Source organism: Paraburkholderia flagellata (genome assembly GCF_021390645.1).
GTDB classification, from domain to species: Bacteria; Pseudomonadota; Gammaproteobacteria; order Burkholderiales; family Burkholderiaceae; genus Paraburkholderia; species Paraburkholderia flagellata.
The window spans coordinates 139,005-163,610 of the sequence record NZ_JAJEJT010000003.1 but is presented as its reverse complement, the minus strand read 5'-3'; the positions used below and the strand labels follow the sequence as shown (position 1 = coordinate 163,610).

Below are 24,606 nucleotides of genomic sequence, written 5' to 3'. Positions count from 1 at the left end.
GCGCACAGGCGGAAGCTCCTCAATCGGACCAGTCCTAAATTGATTAGTAATCCAACACATTTCGCATGGATTAGAAAAGGAAAACATTGCCATCTGATTCCAGTCAAGCAAGCTGCGAGTTTCCAGGCTACCGCGAGCCCATTTCATCGATCCCATCCTGCCGTATTTGCAGCGGCGGCACCACCGGAAAGCCAAACAGAACTCGTTTTGCTCGATCGGAGCGGCTATCGCGTGGAACTGAGCGCCATGGGCAGTTCATTTTATGAACGCATGCGGCCACTCCTGAGCGAAGTGGAAGGCTTGCATCAGCACGCAGCACAACTGGCCGGCGGCCATACGGCGATACCGGTTGCAGCCCGGCGCCGAGGCGCCTCTCACGGCCCAGTGGTTCAGCGATTGTGGCCCTGTCCACAGGCAAACGCGCCGATGATCTAGTCGATGCCCAAGCGTGACCGTGCCGCGATCCGGTTAGAGGCCAGTCGGGGTACGGCAGACGCCCCCCTAAATGCCGTCATCCTCACCAATGAGACCCGAAGCTTGCAGATCCCCCAGGTCCGGGAGCGTCGAGGAAAACGCGGTGAATTGCATCGCTTGCTGCGCGAGCGCGGCCAATCGCGGGAACGATTCGCTGTCGAAGGCACGAGGGATCACCACAGAGGCACTCTGAAAAGCCACGACTGCCATGATGTCTGCCTGTGAGATGCGGGCCCCAAGGAACCACGGGTCGGCGTGCGCGGCTTCGAGCACGTGGAAGCCACTCTCCATCTGTTCCCGATAGCCCGCTTGCAGATGCGCCAGCCGGTGAGCCTCGGGACGCAGCATCAGCTCGTCGCAATAGCGTGCCAACTTGTCGTAGCAGGCCGAGGCGTAGCCGACAAGTTGCATCGCGCGCACGCGCGCCGGGCCGCTCGCGGGCGTCAGTCGCTGGTCGGCCGGCACGATACTGTCCAGATAGTCGACGATCGCGTTGCTGTCGATGAGCACCTGACCGTCGTCGAGCTGCAGCGCAGGCACCCGCGCCATCGGACTGAACGCTTTCACGCGTTCCGTTTCCCGATACGCGTGATAAGGCAGATGCTCGAATGGGATCTGCAGTAGTTTCAGCGTGATCCCCACCCGGCGCGTGTAGCCGGACACCCATGGGCCCACCAGCTTCATCGGTAATCTCCAGCGGTGCTCGTTGGACAGCGCGCAAAGCCGAGTTTAGCGACTTTGCGCGAGAGGCGCCGTTGCCGTGGAGCGCCGCGGCGGCCCTGTGGCACCGTCAGCAGCGGCAGTTTAGACTTCGCGCTGGGCGTGCTGGCCTCGCCCTGATCCGACGAGGTGGGGACATGGATATCGTGCTAGCCATGAAAGTGTTCGCCCGTGTGGTGGAGACGAACAGCTTCACGCGCGCGGCCGAGACGCTGGACATTCCGCGCGCACGCGTGACCGTGGTCGTCCAGAGCCTCGAAGCGCACCTGAAAACACGCTTGCTGCAACGCACAACCCGCAGCGTCAACCTCACGCCGGACGGTGCGGCGTACTACGAGCGGTGCGTGCGCGTGCTCGCGGAGATCGACGACATCGAAGGCGCTTTCCTCGGCAAGCAGCGCTCCCCGCGCGGCAAGCTGCGTGTGGACATGCCCGGCGCGCTCGGGCGCCTCATCGTCATGCCCGCGCTGGGCGATTTTCACGAGCGGTATCCCGAGATCGACCTGATGCTCGGCCTCGGCGACAAGCCGCTCGATCTCGTCCAGGAAGGCATTGACTGCGTGGTTCGCATCGGCACCTTGCAGGATTCGTCGCTCGTGGCGCGGCGCGTCGGTGTCTATCAGGCCGTCACGGTTGCCAGCCCGGCGTATCTCGACAAGGCGGGCATCCCGCAGACACTGGCCGAACTGGCCAATCACCGTGTGGTGAACTACTACTGGCCCCGCACCGGCCGCATCATGCCCCTCGCGTTCGAAGCCGACGGCGGCGAGGTGACCGAGGTGAAGATGTCTGGCTCTATCGCCGTCAACGACGCCGAGGCCTATCTGGGCGGCGCGCTGTGCGGGCTGGGGATCGCCCAGGGCGCCCGCTTCATCGCGCTGCCCTACCTCGAATCGGGCGCACTGGTCGAGATCCTTTCAGCGTGGAAACCTCCGACGCTGCCCATTTCCGCTGTTTATCCGCACAGCCGGCATCTCTCCGCCACCGTGCGCGCGTTCATCGACTGGATCGCCGAGCTGTTCAGCACGAACCCGTCGATGTCCAGCACCCCGGAAGCCGAAGCGCGGTGCCGCCCGACGAGCGTCGATACCCAGGACGTCAATGGCGACGACCTTACGGGGGACGAAGCGCTGCCACTCGGCTGAGCCGGAAATAATCAGATGTAAAGAACGCGCTTTGTTCTCTTTTTCGATAACACTGTTGAGCCGAACACGAGATTTATCGGGCCGACGGTAGCAACCACAATCTGACCATTGTTCGTTTGGCGAGTGATCACCGCACCGGTGTCCCGACGCAACGCAAGCGCGGCGCCGGTACGACACGCATAAGCATCGCGGCGTCCACTTTCGCGGGGCTCGCAGATATTTAATTCGCCATCCTAATTTTTCGACTCATAACGTTCAGGAGCGCAGTCATGAATCTCAGTGGAAATACCGTATTCATCACCGGCGGCACCTCGGGCATCGGCCGCGCACTGGCGGAAGCCCTCCATCGCCGTGGCAACAAGGTCATCGTCGCGGGGCGGCGCAAGTCTCTGCTCGACGAGATCGCCCGACTCAATCCAGGCATCGATACCGTCGAACTCAATATCGGCGACGCCACACAGATTCGCGAAGTCGCCGCACATTTGATCGCGCGCTATCCGTCGCTGAATGTCGTGATCAACAACGCCGGCATCATGCCTTTCGACGACGCCAGCGGCGCACTCGACGACGAGCAGGCCGTGCGTCTCGTCGACACCAACCTGCTCGGGCCGGTTCGCGTCAGCGCCGCCTTCGTCGAGCATCTGAAGCAACAGTCCGAGTCGTACATCATCAACAACAGTTCCGTGCTCGCGTACGTACCACTCGCAGCCACGGCACTGTACTCCGCGACCAAGGCGGCGATTCATTCGTACACGCTTTCGCAACGCTTCGCACTGCGTGATACGAGCGTGAAGGTGCTCGAGATCGCGCCGCCCTGGGTCGATACGGACCTCGTTCACAAGAGCGGCGACCCGCGCGCCATGCCGCTCGACGCATTCATCACCGAAACGCTGAAACTGCTTGAATCCGCGACCACCGAGGTCGTGGTCGATGCAGCGAAACCGATGCGCGGTAACGCGGGCCCCAACGAGCACGCCTTCGTCGAACAGTTCAACCAGTTCGTCGTCGACAACCCGATTCCTGCTGAATGAGAGGAGCCTGACCATGACCACCGCATCTGAAGAGAAGAACACGGCGCTCGTTCTCGAAGCGCTGGAGACGTTGTTCAACAGGAAAGACTACGAGAAGGCCGCGCAGTTCTGGTCCGATACCTACGTGCAGCACAGCCGGCACGTACCGGCCGGGCGCGACGGGCTTTTTGGGCTGGTGCGCTCGTTAAGCGATATTCGTTTCGAGTACGACATGGTGATCGCCAAAGACGACTTCGTCTGGGTGCACAGTCGCTACACCAGTTCGGCCACGCCCGCCGCTTTGATCGCCGTAGATATCCTGCGCATCGAGGATGGCAAGCTCGTCGAGCATTGGGACGTTCTGCAGGACGAGCCGAAGCGCAGCGAATCCGCCGGCGGCTACCCGATGTTCGGCAGCACATTCCCGGACGAGCAATGACGCTCGCGGCGACCGTTGCAAACAAGGATAAAGCAATGAGTACTTTGCTCGACCGCGCCGTAGAGGCGCACGGTGGACTCGACAACTGGAACAAGCTGCGCACTGCTTCGGCTACCCTCGATATCGGCGGCGCCATATGGCACCTCAAAGGCCGGCCCGATATGTTCCGCGATATCGCACTGGTGGCCAGCCTGACACGCCAGCACGTCTCGATCGTCTCACCACAGTCCGGCTGGCAGGGCACGTTCACGCCGGATGCCGTGCGCATCGAGTCGCTCGAGGGTCACGCCGCCGAAGAGCGGCGCACACCGCGAGACTTTTATCGAGGTCATGCTCAGGACACCTCATGGGATCGTCTGCATGCGCTGTACTTTACCGGCTACGCGCTCTGGACCTATCTGACGATCCCGTTTCTCTATACGTACCCGGGCTTCCATACGGAAGAACTGCCTGAATGGGAGGAGAACGGCGAAATCTGGCGACGACTCAGGGCCACGTTTCCCGATTCGATTGCAAGCCATACCCGCGAGCAGATCTCTTACTTCGGCGAGGATGGTCTGCTGCGCCGCCACGACTATACCGTCGATGTGATGGGCGGCGCGAAAGGCGCCAACTACGCCTCGGACTACCAGAGCGTGAACGGTGTGATGGTGCCAATGTCGAGACGCGTCTTTGCCTACGACGAGGCGAGGCAGAAGATCGGCGAGCCATTGCTCGTGTCGATCGACTTTCGCGCGATCGAGTTCCGCTCCGAGTAATCGAGCGCTTCAACCTCTCCGGAATGACCATGCAAAGCGACAGCAACCAGGCGCTGCTCTGGCCGATACTCATGGGTGAGCTTGAATTGCCCAACCGCATCGTCATGGCGCCGCTCACGCGCATGCGCGCGGCGAACCCCGATCTCGCTCCGACCCGACTGCATGCGGAGTACTACGCGCAGCGCGCCTCGGCGGGACTCATCATCAGCGAAGGCGTTTTCGTGAGCCCCGAGGCGGTTGGCTGGGCCGACGTGCCGGGCCTGTGGAGCGACGCCCAGATGCGCGGCTGGAGCGTGGTGACGGACGCCGTGCATCGCGCGGGCGGCCGGATCGTCGCGCAACTGTGGCACACCGGCTCGCTCGGGCACCCGGATTTCCAGGCTGGCAACGCGCCCCTCTCCGCTTCAGCGGTCAACCCAGAGCAGCAGAGCGTGACCGCAAGCGGCCACAAGAACACCGTCGTGCCGCGCGCCATGAATCGAGACGAAATCCGCCGCACGGTCGCCGATTTCGGCCGGGCAGCGCGCAACGCGATCGCGGCCGGTTTCGACGGCGTGCAGATCCAGGGCGGTTTCCACTACCTGTTCAACCAGTTTCTCAGCGTTCGCACCAATCTGCGTAACGATGAATACGGCGGGTCGACCGAGAACCGCGCGCGCTTCCTGTTCGAGGTTCTGGAAACGGTGGTCGAAGCGGTCGGGGCGCACCGAACCGGAATCAAGACGGGGCCCGCCACATCCGAAACGGGCGCGTTCGTTTCCACTGACGAAACCCTGGCCACCTCCGAATATGTCATCGGCCGGCTCAACGATTTCGCTCTTTCCCATCTGCTTTTGATGGGCGCCATGGCCGACCTGTCGGCCACCCCGCTCGCCGACATGGCCGGCGACGGCATGTTCCGGCATTTCCGCGACCTCTACCGCGGGCCTATCATTGGCAACGTGAATATCGACTCGGCGCGCGCCAATCGGCTGATCGAAGCCGGACTGGTTGATATGGTCGCCTTCGGCCGCCCGTTCATTGCCAATCCGGATCTGCCGGCACGTCTCGCCACTGGCGCACCGCTTGCGCAGGTCGACTGGCCTAGCGTTTACGGATCGACGGCCGAGGGATACACCGACTATCCGGTTTTCGAGGCCCAGGAGGCATAGCGCGTCAACCCTACGCCGGCCAAATCATCGCTGCAGGAGGTCACACTCATGTCCAGTCCATCCGCTGTCCGTATCGCCATCCTCGACGATTATCAGAACGTCGCGCTCGAGATGGCGGACTGGTCGCCGTTGAAAGGTCGCGCGGATATCACCGTTTTCAACGACCACGTCGCACAAACCGAGCAGGTCATCGAACGCTTCAAACCGTTCGACGTGCTATGCGTGATGCGCGAGCGCACACCGCTCACGCGCGAGATTATCGAGCATCTGCCCAATCTCAAGCTGATCGCCTCGACGGGCCCGGGCAACGCCTCGATCGACATGGACGCGGCGGCGGATCACGGCGTCAAGGTCGCCGACACCGGATACTGGTCCACCCACACCATCGAATTCACGTGGGCGATGATTCTGGCCATGGCCCGCAATCTGACCGTCGAGAACCGGTCGGTGCGCGAGGGCGGCTGGCAAACCATGCTCGGCACGGAACTATCGGGCAAGACCCTTGGCCTGCTGGGGCTGGGCCGTGTCGGTTCGGCGGTCGGCGTGATCGGCCGCGCGTTCAGGATGAACGTGATTGCGTGGAGCCAGAACCTGACGGCCGAGCGCGCGGAGTCGAAAGGCGTCCAACTGGTCGACAAGGACACACTCTTCTCGACCTCGGATTTTCTCTCGATCCACGTTCGCCTGAGCGAGCGCACGCGCGGTCTGGTCGGCGCGGCGGAACTCGCGAAAATGAAGCCCACGAGCCGCATCGTCAATACGTCGCGCGGGCCGATCGTCGACATCGCAGCGCTCCTCGCGGCGGTGCAGAGCAGCAAGATCGCAGGCGCCGCCCTCGACGTGTACGACACGGAACCGCTCGCGCCGAACGACCCGTTGCGCAGCACAGACAACGTGCTCGTCACGCCGCATATCGGCTACGTGACGCGCGAGATGTACCAGACCTTCTACGGCGATACCGTACGCAATATCGTTGAATGGCTTGACGGGGCCTGACCGAGCCCCGCGGCGACCCGCGCCGATTATTGACCGGATTGGAATGCCGCTTTCAGCGCACCCCTCTTTCTCCCTTCCTGGACGTCGCCTACATTAACTTCAGGTTCCGCGGGGCAGCAAGCAAGCTCTACCGGCTAGCTTGGCACCCGCTCCCTGAAAAGGACACGTTCATGAGTCAGGAGACGCTCTACTTCGACGACCTCACGGTCGGCGACACCTTCACCACAGGCACGCATGAAGTCGGCGCCGCCGACATCAAGCGGTTCGCCGCGGAGTTCGATCCGCAGCCGTTCCATCTCGACGATGAAGCGGCCCGCAAAACGATGTTTGGCGCTCTCGCAGCGAGCGGCTGGCATACGGCGGCGATGACGATGCGTCTGCTCGTCGACGATGGCCCGAAGCTGGCCAACGGTGTGCTCGGCGCCGGCTGCGAGATCGAGTGGAAGACGCCGACGCGCCCTGGCGACGTGCTGCACGTCGAAAGCGAAGTGATGGAACTGATCCCTTCACGCTCGCGCACCGATCTTGGCACCCTGGTGCTGCGCTCCAGAACACTCAATCAGCAAGGCCAGGTCGTGCAGAACATGACCGCCAGGCTGATCGTCGCACGTCGCCCCGCATAACGCTGAACGCCTGACACCTTTTCAAGGACACTCGTCATGATCATCGACCCCTCCACCCAGAATGCCGCTGAGAACTACAAGCTGCTGATCGGCTCGATCCTGCCTCGCGCCATCGCCTGGGTCAGCACGCTTTCCACGGACGGCGTCGCCAACCTCGCGCCGATTTCGTTCTTCACCGCAGTGGGCCGCAAGCCGCCGATGATCTCCATCTCGATGCAACCCCGCTCAGACGGGGTGACGTTGAAGGACACCTTCGTCAACATCCGGGACACCGGCGAGTTTGTCGTCAATATCGCCAACCTCGCACTCGCCGATGCGATGCATCGCAGTGCATATGAATTTCCTTCCGATGTCGACGAATTCGACGCACTCGGACTCGAGAAGGCCGATTCGCTGACGGTCCGCCCGCCTCGCGTGAAGGCCGCGCCAATCGCGCTCGAATGCAAGCTCGACCGGATCATCGAGATCAGCGATTACGACCACGTGATATTCGGCGAAGTGCTCCGTTTCCAGATCCGCGACGACCTCTACCTCGAGCGTGGCCGTATCGACACGGCCGCCCTGCAGGCAGTCGGCCGCCTCGCTGCTGAATACACGGTGGTGCAGAGCGCGTTCACGACGCCGCTCGACCCGCAGGTGCTCGCGCGCCTGCAAAACAAGCGCATTGGGCGTCTCGACGACTTTGACGACAGCTACTCGCCCATCGACGGCGCGAACTGGTCCGCATCCGGCGCGACACGCTGATCTTCGAACCGCCAGAGAGAGAAACAAGCATGCATCCGACTCATTCGACCCAGCCCGCGCTCGTGTTCATCCACGGGTTTCTCGACGGCGCCCAGATATGGGACGACGTCACACGGCACCTCGGCCACCGCGCGGCCGGCGCACTGTGCATCGATCTGCCCGGCATGGGCGCGCGCGCCGATGAACCCGGTCCGTTCAGCCTCGACCGTTTCGCGGCGGACGTCACGACGCAGGTGAACGCGCTGTCGCTGCCGGTCGTCCTCGTTGGCCACAGCATGGGCGCGCAGATTGCCGAGCTGGTCGCGCAACGGCTCGACCAGCAGGTCCGCGGCCTCGTGCTGTTGACGCCGGTGCCGCTGGGCGGCGCGGGATTGCCCAGCGAAGCCATGAGCGCGTTCCATGCGGTCGGCGGCAATCCGGCGGCGCAGCGCGAGTTACGCCGCAATGTCTCGGTCAGCCTCGATGACGCGCGGCTCGAACGGCTCGGCCAACTCGGCGATCGCGTCGCCGCCCCGGCCGTCGGTGTCTTTGCCGACCTCTGGAACGCGGGCCATCCGTCTGGCGCAGAACCCTCCCGATATCGCGGCCCGGTCCTCATCATCCGCGGCGACGGCGACGGCTTCGTCAACTTCGCTATGATCTCCTCGGGCGTGATGCCGCGCTTCAAGGCGCCTTCCATCGCGTCGATCGAGCGCGCGGGCCACTGGCCGCACGTCGAGGAGCCGGCTGCGGTTGCACACGTCGTCGAGTCGTTTCTCGCCAATATCGAGCACGCGCCCAACGGCGCGCACGTGCAGGCCACGCCCGTCGCGCCGCAAGGATGGACCCGGGCGTTCGAGCAGAAGTCCGCGAACGCTTTTGCGGATTCGTTCGCACTGGACGTCGTGCTCGAAGCGAGTGTGCTCGCGAAGCCGGCCGTCGGCATCGAACAGGTCAAGACCGTGATGACCACCGCCAGCAAGATCTACGAGGCGCTCTCGTTCACGCATGAGGCACACAACGGACCGCGCGACTACCTCGAATGGGAAGTTCAGGCATTCGGCGGCGAGCGCATGCGTGGCGTCACGGTGCTGACAAAGAACGCGGCGGGCAAGATCGTCCACGTGGCGATCCATCATCGGCCGCTCGGCGGCGCGCTGAAATTCTCGGCAGAACTCGGCCGTCGCCTGCAAGGCAACGTCGACGCGAGCCTCTTTTATCCCGGCGCGTGAACGGTAGCATGCGCGCGCAATCATCCCAATTCCAGGAGAGTGAAATGGTCAAACGTAGCGATGTTGAATTCGAAGTGGACGGCGGCGTCAAGCTGCGCGGCTGGCTCTTTACGCCGCCCGGCGAAGGACGGCGACCCGCCATCACGATGGCGCACGGCTACGCCGGCGTGAAGCAGCACGGGCTCGAGCCGTTCGCGCGCGCCTTCGCCGAAGCGGGCTTCGTCGTGCTGCTGCACGATCATCGCGGCTTCGGCGCGAGCGAGGGCACGCCCCGCCACGACATCGATCCGTGGCGTCAGATCGCGGACTGGCGGCGCGCCATCAGCTACCTCGAAAGCCTCGACGTCGTCGATCCCGCGCGCATCGGCCTCTGGGGCACGAGCTATGCGGGTGGCCACGCGATCGTGCTGGGCGCAACCGAGCGGCGCCTGCGCTGCGTCGTCGCCCAGGTGCCGACGATCAGCGGCTACGAACAGGGGCTGCGACGCATTGCGCCGGAGAACGTCGCGGCGATCGAAGAAGCGTTCGCCGACGACGACCGCGCGCAACTGCGCGGCGAGGCGCCGCGGCGGCAGGCGATCGTGAGTGCCGATCCTGCGGTCGCCGCGTCGTATCGCGCCAGGGACGCGATCGACTTCTATCTGCAGTCGCTGCCGGAAGGCGTATGGGAAAACAACGTGACCGTACGCTCGACGCGCGCCGCGCGCATGTACGAGCCGGGCCAGTGGATCGCGCGTGTCTCGCCGACGCCCTTGCTGATGGTGGTCGCCACGCACGACGCGATCACGTTGACGGACCTCGAACTGGCTGCCTACGAACGTGCGCTTCAGCCCAAGCGGCTCGTGACGATCGAAGGCGGACACTTCGATCCGTATCTGTCGCAGTTTCAGATTTCCAGCAACGCCGCGCTCGAGTGGTTCAAGCAGCACCTCGGCTAACCTCCGCACTCACGTTTCAAGGATCACCCCATGGCACACCTGACTGTCAGCTTCGACGACGCACTCGCGACGATCGTCCTCGACCGCCCTCCGCAGAATCGCATCGACGACCGGATGATCGACGAACTCGCTGCGGCCGTCACGGCAATCGAGAGCAGCGACGCACGCGCGGTGCTCGTGCGCAGCGCTGGCGAAAACTTCTCGTTCGGCGGCGACATCATGAATTGGCCCGATGCGAGCGTGCGCGAACTGCGAGCGCGTTTTGGGCACTACATGTCTGTGTTCAATCGCTTCGAGCGCCTGCCGCTGCCGGTCGTCGCCGCGGTGCAGGGTCTGTGCTTCGGCGGCGGCTTTGAACTCGCGCTGCGCGCGGACGTGATCTTCGCGGGCGAATCGGCGACCTTCGGCCATCCCGAACAAACGCTCGGCATCGTCACGGTGCTCGGCGGCATTTACCGGGTCGCGGAACGCGCGGGGCGCTCGCGCGCTTCCGAGTGGGCGTTGACGTCCGAGAAGGTGCCCGCCGCCACGATGGAGCGCTTCGGCATCGTGAACCGCGTGGTGGCCGACACGGCTCTGCTGGAAGAAGCGGCCCAATTCGCGCGCAAGGTCGCCCGCGGCCCCACGCGTGCCTATGCCGCACACAAGGCGCTGCTGCGCGCATGGGCCGTTGGCGGCGTTGCGGCCGCGGACGAAGCGATGTTCGACATCGCGATGCCGCTGTTCGAAACCGACGACGTGCAACGCGGACTGCGCTCCGCCGTCGATGCGCTGAACGCGGGCCGCCCACGCCCAGCGATGGACTTCAAGGGCGTCTGAAAGCAGGGGTCGCGATTGTGCGGTCTAATGACGTCGTCCCTTCGCACGGAGACGCCTGTCATGGACCGCATCGCAGCGATGAACGCGTTCGTGCGCGTGGTCGAGGCCGGTACGTTCACGAAAGCGGCCGAGACGCTCGACATGCCGAACGCGTCGTTGACACGGCTCATCCAGAAACTCGAGGAAGAGCTGAAGGTGCGGCTGCTGCATCGCACCACGCGCTCGGTGACGGTCACGCCGGAAGGCGCGCTCTACTACGACCGCGTCGTGCGTCTGCTCGCCGACCTCGCGGACATCGAATCGTCGACGACTCATGCCCGGACCAAACCGTCCGGCAAGATCCGCGTCGATGCCGCGACCGCGATCGGCACGCTGGTGCTCATGCCGGCGCTCGATGACTTCTACCGCACCTATCCGGACATCGAGATCGAGCTGGAAGTCGGCAACGAGCGCGCCGACCTGATTGCCGAGGGCTTTCACTGCGCGATCCGCGCCGGCAACGCCGACGAACCGTTTCTTGTCGCACGGCAGATCGGCGCGTTCGGCTTCACCACTTGCGCGACACCGGCGTTGCTCGACGCGCATGGCGCGCCCACTTCGCCAGACCAGTTGAGTGACTTTCCGACAATCGGCATGATCCCTTCGGGCGCCGGCTATCCCGCGTCGTTTCCGTTTTTGTACGACGATCGAAAAGAAGGCCTGCCGCTCAAACACCGGCTCATCGTCAACGATACGAATACCTATCTGGCAGCCGGCCTCGCGAGCCTCGGCATTATCCAGGCACCCGCTTATTCGGTGCGCGACGCCATCGCCACCGGAAAGCTCGTGGCGCTGCTCGAAGACTGGCCGCAGCCGACCTACCCCGTGCACGTGATCTATCCGCCCAACCGCTATCTGAGCGCGAAAGTCCGAGTGTTCATCGACTGGCTCGTCGAGTTGTTCGAACGCGACGCGTCTCTGCGGCGCCGGTGAGATTCACGCGGCATGCTCGACGCAAATAAATGCCGTGCGACGCGCTACGCGTGCCGCACGGCGAACGCCAACTATCCCTGTTTTTGTTCCGGATCCCTGACTTTTCTTTCGCTAATTTTTTGGTGGTCTCTCACGCTTCCCGTAATGATTTGATATCCCCCGCTCTTCTGATTCAAACATTATTCAAGTCAATTTCCTGCCCCCCGGAGCTGGCCGCAAACCGATCCAGCAAACACTGCAGCCGACGCTCCTGGACGTACACAATGCCCGGTGTCGATCGGAGTTCGAGCACGCGAGCGTGCCAATAGCTCGCACCGAAAATCTCCATCGCTTTATCTGCGCCAATAGCGCTTTCGAGGTGAGTAATTGCGGTGTCGAGATTGTGGACAGTGTAGGGACTGTGAGGCCGCCGTTCTGTCTCTGTCTCTGTCTTTGTCTGAATCGCTTTCTCGCGCCCTGCCCCCCGGCCTCCCACCTGGCTTTCGCCTTCCTGTGCAAGCAGGGATTGCAGGCGCCGTTCATCCAGTGCGCCGTACCCGATGGAATTGTCTTGCATCGCGCGATCTCCTCGTCAGCCAGACTATTTATTCGGCCCATGCGTTGATCGTTCACCAATTCCCATCGAGTACATTCCCGCGCTCGCTGATGATGACGGTCTGGCGAGGCTTGTCGTTATTAACAAGGGTCGCATCTGTGCATACGCTGCGCGCCGTTGAGCCACCACGCCGGTGGCGCGCGATGGACTCCAGCAGACTCAGCGTGATGCAGAAACTCCGGTCGATCTGCTCAGTCCAGCGCTTCTGGTCATAAGCGCTCAAGGCCTGAACGAGAACGTCGTCGATCTGGTCCGGGAATTTCACGCCGCTCGACTCGATGCGCACCATCAGCGCCCTTGCCCGAAGCAGCTCCTGCAGGATCGTTGCGTCCGGTGGCGTTGCCGATTCCGGCTCCGGCTTGCACGGGCGCGCGCGGGTTTCGTCATCCGGCGCGAAGCGGAAAATATTGAGCAAGCTTTTGAAGTCGGGATGCGGCGTATGCATGATGGTGTCCTTCATCGTCCGAACTGCAATGACTCCATCCTGCTCGTACCGGAGTTCTGGCAAAACCGGCCATGACGGGGGAAAAACGCCTCCAGAAGGTGGCCCCGGAAGCGTCCCCCGCAATGGGGGGATCGCAACCTGATGAATTGCGGGTACAGTGGTCCCGACTGGAGAGGCCCCGATGGACAACCTGTATTTCCGCCACGTACTGCTCGTAGAAGACGAGGGCTTGACGCGTATCGCGATGAAGAGCCTGATTCTGACCTCGGAACCGACGCTCGATATCGACGAGGCCGGTTCGTACGACGCCGCTGTCGAGCGGCTGCAGAACAAGGCTTACGACCTCGTTTTTCTCGACTACCAGATCGGGAACAATCACACCGGGCTCGACCTGCTGCGCTGGCTGCAGGAAAACGAGCGTGCTGCGCATGTGGTGATGCTGTCCGCGCAGGACGACCGCGAAACCGTGCTGGATTGCATCAAGAATGGCGCTGGCGGCTTCATTTCGAAGGCCAGCGAGGAAGGCGGTGCGGTGTTCCGGGAAGCCCTGCAGACGATCCTGAATGGACGGGTTTATCTGCCCAACAGCGTGCTCGGCAAAGGCGGCCATACTCCGCAGTCCCCGGGCTTGAGCAAGGGCGTCCCGATCGACTCGCTGAATCTGCCGCCGCGCCTCGCGCAAACCTTGGGTTTTCTGCTTCAGGGCATGTCGAACAAGGCCATCGCGCGCAAGATGAATATCTCGGAGAACACCGCGAAGGAATACATCAGCGATTTGCTGAGCCGCTTCAACGTCTCGCGGCGCACGTTCCTGATCGTCGAAATGGCGCGCCGCGGCATAGAGATTCCCACCGTCGCGCACGCCCCCACGGCCTAACTCGCCCGGGGCGATGCCTCCGTCAATTCGAGCATGCGCGCGATCAGCAGGTCGGGAGACAACGGCTTGCTGAGCACGCAGCGCTCCGGCAACACACCCTGCGTGCTTGCCACGGCTTCGCCCGTCACCACGAGGCACGGCACGGGCCGCGCAAAATGCTCGCCAAGCAGACGGATGACGTCGTGTGCCGTCGACATCTCCGGGAGCCGGTAGTCGCTGATGACGAGGTCCGGCACACGCTCGATCGACTGCAGCAGGTCGTCGAGTTCGGCCGCAGAGCGAACCGAATCCGACAACACACCCCACCGCGCGAACAGCGCCTCCATCGACGCGCGGACCAGGCTGTCGTCTTCCACCAGCAACACGTAGAGACCGCGCAGCGACGACGGTGACGGCGACGATGCCGCATCAGCGGGCGGCAACGTGGCGTCGGGCAGCGCAAATTGATCCGCCACCGGCATGCGCACCGAGAAGCGCGATCCGTGTCCTTCGATCGACTTCAGTTCGAGACGGTGTCCCTCGAGCAAGGACACCACCGCATTCACGATCGACAAACCGAGTCCAAGCCCTTTCTCGCGGTCCCGCTCCGGGTTTCCGAGCTGCACGAACGGCTGGAAGATCGTGTCCCAATGCTCCGGCGCGATGCCAATGCCGTTGTCGAGCACGTCGAGTCTGACGTAGTTAGGCATACGTACCAATCCAACGAGCACCGTGGAACGCCCTGCTTTCGATGGATCCGAATATTTGATGCCGTTCGCGATGAGGTTGCTCAACACGCGGGGAATCCAGTCGGCGTCGGTGCGCACCCATGCGGGTCTTTGCAGCGCCTTGGCATAGCGCAGCACAACGCCGCGACTCGCCGCGAACGACGCGAGTTGTGCGACCGTCTCCTCGGTCACGCGGCTCAAGTCGACGCTCGTATAGATCGGGTTGACGTGGCCCGATTCGAGCTTCGACAGGTCGAGCACCGCGTTGAAGAGACGCGCCGTCAATACCGACGCTTTGCGGGCCTCGCCGATCAGCTTGCTCGATGCTTCGATGTCGCGCGCATCCAGCGCTTCGTCAGCCGCGGCAAGAAAGAGGTTGAGCGCATGCATGGGTTGGCGCAGATCATGCGCGGCTGCCGCCAGAAAGCGCGATTTCGCCCGGCTCGCTTGTTCGGCGGCTTCGCGCTGCTGCTCGCGCAACGCGATCAGGGCTTCCGACTTGGTCTGCTGGTCGCGTCGTGCGCGCTCGAGATCATGGTGTTTTTGCGCGAGTTCGGCATTGGCGCTTTGCAGCGCATCGTTGCTATGGGCAAGTGCCTGGACGGCGACATAGCGGTCGCGCACATGCCGCTCGGCGTTCACGTTGACGCTGTGCCCTAAGACGGCGACGTTCAAAAGGTAGAACATGCCCGCCGCGAAGTTGTCTGGCTCGACCGCCTGAGTGACCAGTTGCGCCATCACGATCACGGCGATCACGCACACGGTGAGCATCAGTGTCGCCTTGGCCCGCAGGCGAAGAAAGCCGAACAGATAGAAAAGAATTAGATAGAAGCCGACGAAGAAATGGGTGAAATTGAACGGGCGTGGCGCGAGGACCGTTTGCATCAACAGGCAGAAACACATGAACGCCAGCCCCGACAGCAGGATCCAGTGTGCGACCTTGTCGCGATGAAATTCGAGTTTGAAGGCTAGCACGATGCCAACGGTCGCGCCTAGCGCACCCGCGCAACGGAACGCGAATACCTCTGGAAAGTACGGCCGGAACACGGGACTGGTCTGCGCAAGACTGATTTCCCAAAAGCCAAAACACACCCAGATCAGGGTTCCAAGCACTAACGCCGCGCGGCGGAAGTCGGCAAAACGCCGGCCATAATCCTCCGTAAATTCCCGTTCGGCCTGCGCATCCTCGAATCGAGCCGGCCAGCAAAGCATGTCCACCAGCCATGCGCGCACCGCACTGGGCGCATGCGATCGTTTGAGGAACGCCGATTCCGTCGCCGATTGAAACCTGAATATGCTCATCGCATCTCGCCGGTATGTTCGCAGGGCTCGCGAAGCAGGAAGCACGTCTTGTGCTTAGGCATGCAAATCCATTCTAGTCGGTCACTATCTCGCTCACTCATAAAGTGTCGCGTCCCAGTTGGGGCCGCGAACGCGCTTTGATGCGCGATGGATTTGAGCAGGCAGGCCGCGAATACGATCGCTCGTTTGTGATCAACCGACGAGCGCCGGCGCCTCTTCTTCCTGCGCAACAGCGATCGAAGCCGAGTCGTTCATTCACTGTGCATGGTGGCCGCCTTCCTCTCCCGATCCACGCATCAATCTATTTCCTGTTTTGGGCAGCATTCCTCATACGTTTCCAGGCCAAAGAGCGTAGTGCCATGATTAAGCTGTAAAAATTGATGCGCCTGACCATCTAAAAATGACCTGATTACCGTCAATAAACTTTCAATTCCCTTTTTATTTAACGAAATTGCAACGGTGTTTTATTGCCATCAATGCGTTGATGTCATGGTTTCCCCTTACCATCTGTTGCGACGTTTTCACGCAACCTGGCCTGGAGAACAGTATGGATCTGGCAAGAATTCGCCGCGATGCTTTCGCGATGCCCATGCATAACCCCGCGTATCCGCGGCCGCCGTTTCGCTTCGTCAATCGCGAATATTTCATCATCACGTACGAAACCGATCCCGATGCGCTGCGCGCCATCGTGCCGGAGCCGTTGAAGCCGGAAAACAATCTCGTCCACTACGAATTCATCCGCATGCCCGACTCGTCGGGTTTCGGCGACTACACCGAAAGCGGCCAGGTGGTCTCAGTGCGCGATCCGCAAGGCCGCCTCGCGAACTACACGCATTCAATGTATCTCGACGACGAAGGCCCGATCGCTGGTGGACGTGAAATCTGGGGCTTCCCGAAGAAACTCGCACGCCCCGTGCTCTCGGTCGATGGCAACGACACGCTGCTCGGCACGCTCGACTATGGCACACAGCGCATCGCTACCGGCACGATGGGCTACAAGCATCACGTGCTCAACAGCGAAGACGAGCGCCGCAAGCTCGCCGACACTCCCAACTATCTTCTCAAGATCATCCCGCACGTGGACGGCACAGCGCGCATCTGCGAGCTTGTGCGCTTCTATCTGCGCGACGTGACCGTGCGCGGCGCATGGAGCGGCCCGGCCGCGATCGAATTGCATCCGCACGCGCTCGCGCCCGTCGCCGATCTGCCGGTGCGTCGCGTGGTGGGTGCCCGTCACGTCATTGCGGACCTCACGCTCGACATCGGTGAAGTCGCCTTCGACTATCTCGCCGACGCATCGATCCGTGACGCCGCCTTGGGCGAGCCCGAAGCCGAGATCGCCTGAGCTTTTTATAAATCGCTTTTAGTAAGGAATACGTATGTCTTTGAAAGGTAAGGTTGCAGTCATCACGGGCGCCGCGAGCGGCATTGGCGAACATTGCGCGCGCACGTTCGCGAGCCAGGGTGCGGCAGTCGTGATCGCCGACCTCAATCTCGCCAATGCTGGCAAAGTGGCGGACAGCATCGTGGCCGCAGGCGGCAAGGCCCTTGCCGTGGCGATGGATGTGACCAATGAGGAAGCCGTCAATGCGGGTATCGACGAGGCGGCGAATGTCTTCGGCGGGATCGATGTGCTCGTGTCGAACGCGGGCATCCAGATCATCAGCCCCGTGGACGAGTTCCCGTTCGCCGACTGGAAGAAGATGCTCGCGATCCATCTCGACGGCGCGTTTCTCACCACCAAGGCCGCGCTCAAGCATATGTACGCCAGCGGCAAGGGCGGCTCGATCGTCTACATGGGCTCGGTGCACTCGCACGAAGCATCGAAGCTCAAGGCTGCGTATGTGACGGCGAAACACGGTCTGCTCGGCCTTGCCCGCGTGGTGGCGAAGGAAGGCGGCCCGCGCGGCGTGCGCGCCAACGTCGTGTGCCCGGGCTTCGTGCGCACGCCGCTCGTCGACAAGCAGATTCCGGAGCAGGCCAAAGCGCTCGGCATTTCGGAAGCCGACGTCGTGAAGAACGTGATGCTCAAGGACACCGTGGACGGCGAGTTCACCTCGCTCGACGACGTGGCCAACACGGTCGCGTTCCTCGCGGGCTTTGGGTCGGCGGCGTTGACGGGCCAGTCGGTCCTCGTCACGCACGGCTGGTCGATGCACTAAGCAACAAACAAACGAAGGGAGAACGTATGCGCAGCAGCAAACTAACCGTCCGCACGGAGCGCAAGCCGTTTGAGCTGCCGCGCTACGACGAAATCGCCCTTGTTTTGCAGGGCGGCGGCGCGCTCGGGTCCTATCAGGCCGGCGTGTTCGAAGGGCTCGCGCAGGCTGGCGTCGAGCCACATCGCATCGCGGGCGTGTCGATCGGCGCGCTCAATACGGCCATTATCGCGGGCAATGAGCCTGCGCAGCGCGTGGAAGCGTTGCGCGGCTTCTGGGAGTCGATCTGCCATCCGCTCGACTGGCTCGGTAACCTCAGCGCCCTCGCGATGCCGATGTTCAGCCATCAGGACCTGTCGCGCCGTTGGGCAAGCATGTGGGCCGCAGGCCGCGCGCTCGCCGAAGGCCAGCCTGGCTTTTTCGCTCCGCGCCGTCCGTTGCCCATCGCGGGCTGGCACAAGGCGACGCCGAGTGCGGTGAGCTACTACGACACCACGGCCCTGAAAGCGACGCTGCAACGTTTCGCCGATTTCGACCGTATCAACGATGGCCCGATCCGTGTGTCGGTGGGCGCGGTGAACGTGCGCAGCGGCAATCTCGTGTATTTCGACAACGCGAAAATGCGGCTGGAGCCGGAGCACTTCATGGCATCTGGCGCGCTGCCGCCCGGCTTTCCGGCCGTGGAAATCGACGGCGAGTTTTACTGGGACGGCGGCCTCGTGTCGAACACCCCGCTCACGGAGGTGCTGCGTGACGCGGACCATAAGGACACGCTCGTATTCCAGGTCGACCTATGGAGCGCGAGCGGCAACGTACCCGGCGATTTCATGGACGTGGCCGAGCGGGCCAAGGACATTCAATATTCGAGCCGCACGCGCGCCATCACCAACATGCTTGCCGATCGGCAAAAGCACGCTCGCTTTATCAAGGAACTCCTCGAGCACGTCCCCGCCGAGGCACGCCGCAGCGATCCCCTCTTCCGGCTCGCCGAGAATGTGGCCGACGGTTCGTCGATCAACGTGGTCCATCTGATCTACAAGAACAAGCCATACGAAGGACATTACAAGGACTACGAATTCAGTGCCGACACCATGAAAGAGCACTGGTCGAGCGGTATCGAAGACATTCGCGCGTCGTTTGCGCATCCGGACTGGTTCGCGATACCGAGCCGCGAGCAAGGCTTCGTCACGCACGACATCCATCGGCGAGCGGGCGAAGTGCCCGAATCGGATCGCGCCGAACTGAGCGCCGGCGCCTCGGGGCAAGTGGATCTGACTCGCAAGGTCGCATAGACGGCAGGCCCAGAGCATCGCGCGTGATATCATTCGCGCGCGAACTAAATCGCTCAACCCTATCTGCCTGGTCATGAAGCACCGCCTCGTCTATCTATTGAATGTCGGACAGCGACGACTGCAACGGTGGTCGCAAACACGCGCGGCCGGTGGCGGCGTGACAGCCGCGCAAGCGGGGCTGCTGTTCTTTTTGGGTGAACGCGACGGCGCGCTGATGAGCGAGGCCGCCGCTGCGCTGGATCTGGGCGCACCGGGAATGAGCGGTCTCGCTGACCGGACCGAAAAAGCAGGGTTGATCGAACGTCGTGCCGACGAGAACGATGGGCGGGCGTCGCGCCTGTGGCTGACTCAGGCGGGGCGCTCCGCACGCCAGAAGTCAAAGCTTCGCATGAAGGACTTGAACGCCAGATTGACCGAAGGATTTACGGAAGCGGAAATCGACGTCGTGGCGCGCTGGCTGACCAGCCTGCAGACCAAGTTTCCGCTCGCCGAAGACGGCGACGCGTAGCCTGAACCACAGCCGGCAGCAACGCATTGATTAGTGCTGGGAAACTTTGGAGAAGTCTGGCTTTCGTTTCTCGGCAAAGGCCGCGAATGCCTCCCTTGCCTCGGCGCTCATCAGCCGCTCCTGGAACTTCGCACTCTCACTGTCCATTTGCGCAACCAGCGTCTCGGCATCGCGCATGAGCTTTTTCATGGCGCTCAGCGAGCCGGCCGGCTTTGCGGCGATTCTTTCTGCCATCCTGCGCGCGTCATCCCGAAGCTGACCATTTGCGCAGACCTTGTTCGCGATGCCCAAGGCGACCGCGGATTGCGCGTCGAGCGGCTCGCCCAGCGCAAACATCTCGAAGGCCCTGACATGGCCAATGCGCACTGGAAGCAGCCAGCTGGATGCTGCCTCCGGGACGAGGGCGAGATTGACGAATGGGGTGATCAGTTCTGCGTCTGCTGCGAGCAGAACGTAGTCGCAGTGCAGTAGCATCGTGGTGCCAATACCGACTGCCTTGCCCTGGACAGCCGCGATGATAGGCACGCTCGACTTCGCCAAGGCATGCAAAAAGCGATGTACGTGTCGTTCACCCGTCCCCTTTCCCGATGCTATTGCGGCGAACTCGCCCACGTCGTTGCCCGCAGTAAACATGTCTCCGTCGCCCTGTATCAGTAATACGCGGATATTGCTGTCGTGCTCTGCGCTCTCAATGATGTCTGCCAGCGTGCCGTACATCACATTCGTCAATGCATTCTTCTTGTCCGGCCGGGCAAGCGTAATCGTCAGAATACCGTCGGCTTGATCGACGTGAATTTCCGCAGTCATGGTGCTCTCCTTGAATTTACTTTGCATGCGAATTATATAGATAGTTCGCATGCAAAGTAAACCGGTGAGTCGATGTCATGAGCGGCCCTATGGACGCGCGTTAGCTACGCTCGAAATGTTAGTAGACGTATCAACCTCATGCGATTGCCAAGAGGCCAGCCTGCCAATAAATCTAGAGTGAACCCTCAAAGTGCGCCGCCAGGTCGCAGACCTTGCAGCCGCGGAAATCCTATCCTTGCAGTTGCCCCAGAACCCATCGCACAGGAGCCGCAGCGTGGACAACATCAAGCCCTTTAGCCCCGGATCAAGGGCGGTGCAGTCTTTCCACCTCGCGCACGTTCGCTCCCTGATTAGGTGTCCTGGCGCGGGTGGCGACGCAATCGATCCGGTTCCGAATAACACGGATCGCACCCGCGGGAATCGCGTGGCCGGCCACGTGACTGTTCTCCTGCCTGGCGGAAGAGTAAGCCGCGCCCTTGCCTTCGAATCCACCGCCGGCGATGTCGTCCCTTCGCGCCACTTCGCCCACGGTGTTCTGAATGGGATTACCTACTGGTTTCGATGTTCCGACGCACCGGGAGCGCGCGACGATGCGCCCTGTTTCCGGGCGTACTTCGATCGCGAAGGGGCGTGGTTTTTCTTCTACACCCAGGACTGCGCGCTGCCATTTGGGGCCGAGGTCGGCTTCTCAGAGACCGAGAATGCCCATCGGGCGACGTGGGACATCGCGAGTGCCGCCTAAGGTCTGGAAGTATCCGAGCCGCTTCAACCGCGCCTGCTAGAGGGTTTTCCTTAACATCAGGCACGGCAACATTGCCAATGGTTTGCCAACGACGGACGTGCTAGGCTTTTCTCCAAACAACTCCGGAGACTGCGATGCCGTTCATCTGCGAAAACGTTGAATGTCGTGCCGTGCTGGCTCGCGGGCAGGTCAGATCCAGTCATGAGGACGCGGGCTGGTGCTTTTACTGCCCGGACTGCCAGACCAGGAACGAGTTGAAGGATATCGGCGCACCCGGCGGTCCTGTCGAGTTGGTTCAGCCAGAAAGATCCGGTCCGCCGCACAAGATCATAGCGACCGCTCGACCAATGGAGGACGGCAGATACGCAGCGCAATTGCGCGTTCAGCGAGCGCTCGCGATAAAAGGTACGTACGCGGTCGAAGAGCGCTGGGAGCAGCTCGGCGTATTTCCCGACGCCCAGGAGGCCGTAGCGCATGCACATTCTTTTGCAGCCGAGGTGCTGAAAGCTGAGGCGTCCGTGCCCCGCTGAATCGCGCTGTACGTTCTATGCGCGGATCGATGACCGATGGTCGTCGATCCGCGCGACAGCCTCAACGCGAAGCCACCGTGCCAACCGCACCGGATCCCGGCACGACGACGTCATCTTCCGCTTCGAGCGGCGCCTGCAAATCCCGTTCGTCCAATTCCCAAACGATAAGTTTGGGCGGCGTTTGGGCATACGCCGCGCTCGCGAAGTACGCGCGCGCCGAGCCACCAAACCTGGCACCTTCGCGCGCGAAATTCCCCACGCCCTTCCCCAGCGCCAACGCGAGTTGAGGCACGAAGTCGGACGTCGTCGAATACGATGTGCCGATCACCGCGATAGTCGGCAGATCGGCATCGCCGAACAGATCGTCAGCCGACGAAGCCGCCTGGGCCACATGAACGTAGTCCCGGCCGGGCACGATCTCCGCTCTCGGCTGCCAGGACACCGGCAACGCATCGAGGCCGGCCAGTCGCACGAGATCGCCGGGCCGGCGTGCTGCCGGCTTGTCGGCGACGCGGTAGCCGGGCTGGCTCGAAACGCTCGAAACCGGCGCCTCGCCCATCGCCCGGATGCGCTGCGCGACCGCCAGCGCCGCAGCGCCCGCGCCGTCCTGGGTCCAGTGTGTGTCGGTCCGGAAGAACGCGTCGCCCGGCACGCCGTGCAGCGCTGAACCCAGGTCGACCACCGGCACGCCATCGGCGGCCAGACGCGATGTCCAGTCGCCCAGACGCGCACTCAGCGATGCAGGCCGATAGAGCCCGCACAGATGTTGCGGCTCGATGCGCGACTTGTCGGGCACCACGGCGACGAGCAACGCAATGCCGTGACGCGCCAGCTCACGCTGTACGGCGGCAACCGTGGCGGCGCGCGTCGCGAGATGGCGCTCGCTGTCGGCGTAAACGTTCAGTTCGTCTCGCAGGAACAGCCAGCCGGGACAGCCCTGCCGCACGCGTGGGCCCAGATCGCCCAGCGCAAGCCAGCCCAGCGCGCGCTGCATGCGTGCGGCGTCGGCGGCGATCGGCGTATCGGCCATGCGGCTGGCGAGTTCTTTCGATACGGCGCCGTCCAGCATGCCTGAACGCGTGAGCGCGTGCGGCAACAGCGACGCCGTCGTCGAGGCGAACTGGATATTGAAAATGAGGCCCGCGAACAGAAAGCCCATCAGGATGACGGCAACGACCTTGCCGGCGCGCGTAGCGGGCAATTGCGGTAGCGGCTTGGGATCGTCCATGGCGTCAGAACTGGAAATAAAGGAAAGGCACCGCGCCACGCGCGACGATCAACCCGAACGACAGCAGAAAGCCCGCGAGCGGCCATACGGCTTGCCACAGCCTTCCCTGCGCCGTATCGGCCACGCGGTCCCAGCGCGATTGCCAGACCGGCAGCAGCACACAAACGATGCCGAGCGCGGCGGCCAGCGCATGCACAGGCCGCAGCAGCACGAGCGTCGCGTCGCTCAAGCCCATTCCGTTCAAGCCGAACTGGCCACGGTACATGGCGAGCGCCGCCTGAAAGCCCACCGCCCGGAACAGCGTCCAGGCAAGCATGACGAAGACGATCGTCAGCACGTGCGATAGCCAGAGCGGCACGGCGGCCATGCCGAGGCGGCGCCACAGGCGCGCCACCGTCAGCGCGACACCGTGAGCGATACCCCACAGCAGGAAGTTCCAGCTATCGCCGCCGTGCCATAGACCCGCGATCGCCATCGTCAGCAACAGGTTTCGGCAGGTTTGCCATTCGCCGTCGCGGTTGCCGCCTAGCGGGATGTACAGGTAGTCGCGAATCCAGCTCGATAGCGACAGATGCCAGCGACGCCAGAAGTCCTGAATGCTGCTCGCGAGGTACGGATGGTTGAAGTTCTCGGGAAAGCGAAAGCCCAGCATCTGCCCCAACCCGATGGCCATCGCGCTATAGCCCGCGAAATCGAAGAACAGCTGCAGCGTGTAGAAGCCGCAGCCGAGCCATGCGTCCGCCAGCGTCGGCGCATGCATGGCGAAGACCGCGTCGACGATGGGCGAAAGCGTGTCGGCCACCAGCACCTTCATGCTCATCCCTACCATGAGCCGCCGCGCACCGGCCGCAAAAGCGTCCCAGTCGACCGTGCGCGACACCAGCTCGCGCTTGACCCAGGCATAGCGAATGATCGGCCCGGCGATCAGGTGTACGAACATTCCCTGATAAGCCCCGTAGCGGATCACGCTGCGGTCGGCCGGCACCGTGCCGCGCTGCACGTCGATCAGGTACGAGACGGACTGCAGCACGATGAAGGACAGCCCGATGGGCAGCACGACGTGTTGCCAGGGAATCGGCCCGGCATGGCCTGCCGCCAGCACATTGTCGAGGCTATCGACGACGATGTTGGCGTACTTGTACCAGCACAGGATCGCGACGTTCACGGCGATGAAGACCGCCAGCCATCCACCGCGCGCCCGCGGGCTCGGCGCCCTGTCGATCACCACGCCGCCGAGCCAGCCGCAGAACGTCAGCGCAATGAACAGCAGCAGAAAGACCGGGCTCCACCAGGCGTAGAAGAACCAGCTGCAAAAGAGCAGCACCCCGTTGCGCCAGCGCGCAGGCGACGCGACGTAGATCGCGAGGAAGGCCGGCAGAAACAGCGTCAGGAATTCGAGGGACGCGAAGACCAT

Annotated in this window: 26 protein-coding genes; 19 read left to right on the top strand and 7 right to left on the bottom strand. The window is 62.8% G+C overall.

The window, feature by feature from the left end; translation table 11 throughout:
- Positions 1-501: 501 nt before the first annotated feature.
- Positions 502-1,158, bottom strand: coding sequence for a glutathione S-transferase family protein (locus tag L0U83_RS24410; RefSeq protein WP_233886758.1), 657 nt, complete (start codon positions 1,156-1,158; stop codon positions 502-504).
- A 173-nt stretch (positions 1,159-1,331) separates the two neighbouring features.
- On the opposite strand from L0U83_RS24410, the gene L0U83_RS24405 reads away from it, so the two are divergent.
- From L0U83_RS24405 to L0U83_RS24350, 12 genes are all read left to right on the top strand, one after another.
- On the top strand, positions 1,332-2,339 hold the full coding sequence (locus tag L0U83_RS24405) for a LysR family transcriptional regulator (RefSeq protein ID WP_233886757.1): 1,008 nt from the start codon (positions 1,332-1,334) through the stop codon (positions 2,337-2,339).
- Positions 2,340-2,608: 269 nt separating this feature from the next.
- Positions 2,609-3,370: an SDR family oxidoreductase gene (locus L0U83_RS24400; protein ID WP_233886756.1), complete on the top strand. Its 762-nt coding sequence runs from the start codon at positions 2,609-2,611 to the stop codon at positions 3,368-3,370.
- Between the two features lie 13 nt (positions 3,371-3,383).
- Positions 3,384-3,788 (top strand): nuclear transport factor 2 family protein, encoded by a 405-nt coding sequence (locus L0U83_RS24395; protein WP_233886755.1) that lies wholly within the window; start codon positions 3,384-3,386, stop codon positions 3,786-3,788.
- Between the two features lie 35 nt (positions 3,789-3,823).
- Positions 3,824-4,546: a hypothetical protein gene (locus L0U83_RS24390; protein ID WP_233886754.1), complete on the top strand. Its 723-nt coding sequence runs from the start codon at positions 3,824-3,826 to the stop codon at positions 4,544-4,546.
- A gap of 23 nt (positions 4,547-4,569) precedes the next feature.
- Positions 4,570-5,697, top strand: a complete 1,128-nt coding sequence (locus L0U83_RS24385) for an alkene reductase (RefSeq protein WP_308445070.1) — start codon at positions 4,570-4,572, stop codon at positions 5,695-5,697.
- 48 nt (positions 5,698-5,745) lie between these two features.
- The gene (locus tag L0U83_RS24380) at positions 5,746-6,693 is read left to right on the top strand and encodes a D-2-hydroxyacid dehydrogenase family protein (protein WP_233886752.1); all 948 of its coding nucleotides are present in this window, start codon (positions 5,746-5,748) and stop codon (positions 6,691-6,693) included.
- Positions 6,694-6,863: 170 nt separating this feature from the next.
- Positions 6,864-7,316, top strand: coding sequence for a MaoC family dehydratase (locus tag L0U83_RS24375; RefSeq protein ID WP_233887861.1), 453 nt, complete (start codon positions 6,864-6,866; stop codon positions 7,314-7,316).
- A gap of 36 nt (positions 7,317-7,352) precedes the next feature.
- Positions 7,353-8,060, top strand: a complete 708-nt coding sequence (locus L0U83_RS24370) for a flavin reductase family protein (RefSeq protein ID WP_233886751.1) — start codon at positions 7,353-7,355, stop codon at positions 8,058-8,060.
- A gap of 29 nt (positions 8,061-8,089) precedes the next feature.
- Positions 8,090-9,271 carry an alpha/beta fold hydrolase gene (locus L0U83_RS24365; protein ID WP_233886750.1) on the top strand — a complete coding sequence of 394 codons (1,182 nt, stop codon included), beginning with the start codon at positions 8,090-8,092 and terminating at the stop codon, positions 9,269-9,271.
- A 44-nt stretch (positions 9,272-9,315) separates the two neighbouring features.
- Positions 9,316-10,209: an alpha/beta hydrolase gene (locus tag L0U83_RS24360; RefSeq protein WP_233886749.1), complete on the top strand. Its 894-nt coding sequence runs from the start codon at positions 9,316-9,318 to the stop codon at positions 10,207-10,209.
- Between the two features lie 30 nt (positions 10,210-10,239).
- Positions 10,240-11,028 carry an enoyl-CoA hydratase/isomerase family protein gene (locus tag L0U83_RS24355; protein WP_233886748.1) on the top strand — a complete coding sequence of 263 codons (789 nt, stop codon included), beginning with the start codon at positions 10,240-10,242 and terminating at the stop codon, positions 11,026-11,028.
- Positions 11,029-11,088: 60 nt separating this feature from the next.
- Positions 11,089-12,000 (top strand): LysR family transcriptional regulator, encoded by a 912-nt coding sequence (locus L0U83_RS24350; protein ID WP_233886747.1) that lies wholly within the window; start codon positions 11,089-11,091, stop codon positions 11,998-12,000.
- Between the two features lie 172 nt (positions 12,001-12,172).
- Here the strand turns inward: L0U83_RS24350 and L0U83_RS24345 are convergent, their stop codons facing one another.
- Both L0U83_RS24345 and L0U83_RS24340 read right to left on the bottom strand, forming a co-directional pair.
- Complete coding sequence (locus L0U83_RS24345; protein ID WP_233886746.1) at positions 12,173-12,556, bottom strand: hypothetical protein; 384 nt, start codon at positions 12,554-12,556, stop codon at positions 12,173-12,175.
- 52 nt (positions 12,557-12,608) lie between these two features.
- Positions 12,609-13,055, bottom strand: a complete 447-nt coding sequence (locus tag L0U83_RS24340; RefSeq protein ID WP_233886745.1) for a hypothetical protein — start codon at positions 13,053-13,055, stop codon at positions 12,609-12,611.
- Positions 13,056-13,221: 166 nt separating this feature from the next.
- Here L0U83_RS24340 and L0U83_RS24335 point away from each other — a divergent pair, with 166 nt between their 5' ends.
- Positions 13,222-13,917, top strand: coding sequence for a response regulator (locus L0U83_RS24335; protein ID WP_233886744.1), 696 nt, complete (start codon positions 13,222-13,224; stop codon positions 13,915-13,917).
- On the opposite strand, the gene L0U83_RS24330 is transcribed toward L0U83_RS24335, so the two are convergent.
- Positions 13,914-15,926: an ATP-binding response regulator gene (locus tag L0U83_RS24330; RefSeq protein WP_233886743.1), complete on the bottom strand. Its 2,013-nt coding sequence runs from the start codon at positions 15,924-15,926 to the stop codon at positions 13,914-13,916. The two genes, L0U83_RS24335 and L0U83_RS24330, sit on opposite strands and share 4 nt — an antisense overlap.
- A 547-nt stretch (positions 15,927-16,473) precedes the next feature.
- Between L0U83_RS24330 and L0U83_RS24325 the strand changes: the two genes are divergently transcribed.
- From L0U83_RS24325 to L0U83_RS24310, 4 genes are all read left to right on the top strand, one after another.
- Positions 16,474-17,271 carry an acetoacetate decarboxylase gene (locus L0U83_RS24325; protein WP_233886742.1) on the top strand — a complete coding sequence of 266 codons (798 nt, stop codon included), beginning with the start codon at positions 16,474-16,476 and terminating at the stop codon, positions 17,269-17,271.
- A 34-nt stretch (positions 17,272-17,305) separates the two neighbouring features.
- Entirely contained in the window at positions 17,306-18,088 is a 783-nt protein-coding gene (locus L0U83_RS24320) for a 3-hydroxybutyrate dehydrogenase (RefSeq protein WP_233886741.1), read from the top strand.
- 26 nt (positions 18,089-18,114) lie between these two features.
- A complete protein-coding gene (locus L0U83_RS24315) occupies positions 18,115-19,377 on the top strand; it encodes a DUF3734 domain-containing protein (protein ID WP_233886740.1) in 1,263 nt (420 codons plus the stop codon).
- Between the two features lie 73 nt (positions 19,378-19,450).
- Complete coding sequence (locus tag L0U83_RS24310; RefSeq protein ID WP_233886739.1) at positions 19,451-19,885, top strand: MarR family winged helix-turn-helix transcriptional regulator; 435 nt, start codon at positions 19,451-19,453, stop codon at positions 19,883-19,885.
- 30 nt (positions 19,886-19,915) lie between these two features.
- On the opposite strand, the gene L0U83_RS24305 is transcribed toward L0U83_RS24310, so the two are convergent.
- Positions 19,916-20,692 carry an enoyl-CoA hydratase-related protein gene (locus L0U83_RS24305; RefSeq protein WP_233886738.1) on the bottom strand — a complete coding sequence of 259 codons (777 nt, stop codon included), beginning with the start codon at positions 20,690-20,692 and terminating at the stop codon, positions 19,916-19,918.
- A gap of 274 nt (positions 20,693-20,966) precedes the next feature.
- On the opposite strand from L0U83_RS24305, the gene L0U83_RS24300 reads away from it, so the two are divergent.
- Positions 20,967-21,434: a hypothetical protein gene (locus tag L0U83_RS24300; RefSeq protein WP_233886737.1), complete on the top strand. Its 468-nt coding sequence runs from the start codon at positions 20,967-20,969 to the stop codon at positions 21,432-21,434.
- 134 nt (positions 21,435-21,568) lie between these two features.
- Positions 21,569-21,964 (top strand): hypothetical protein, encoded by a 396-nt coding sequence (locus L0U83_RS24295; protein ID WP_233886736.1) that lies wholly within the window; start codon positions 21,569-21,571, stop codon positions 21,962-21,964.
- A 61-nt stretch (positions 21,965-22,025) separates the two neighbouring features.
- Here the strand turns inward: L0U83_RS24295 and L0U83_RS24290 are convergent, their stop codons facing one another.
- Together L0U83_RS24290 and L0U83_RS24285 are read right to left on the bottom strand one after the other, a co-directional pair.
- Positions 22,026-23,192, bottom strand: a complete 1,167-nt coding sequence (locus L0U83_RS24290; protein ID WP_233886735.1) for an alginate O-acetyltransferase AlgX-related protein — start codon at positions 23,190-23,192, stop codon at positions 22,026-22,028.
- A gap of 4 nt (positions 23,193-23,196) precedes the next feature.
- Positions 23,197-24,606, bottom strand: a complete 1,410-nt coding sequence (locus L0U83_RS24285; protein ID WP_233886734.1) for an MBOAT family O-acyltransferase — start codon at positions 24,604-24,606, stop codon at positions 23,197-23,199.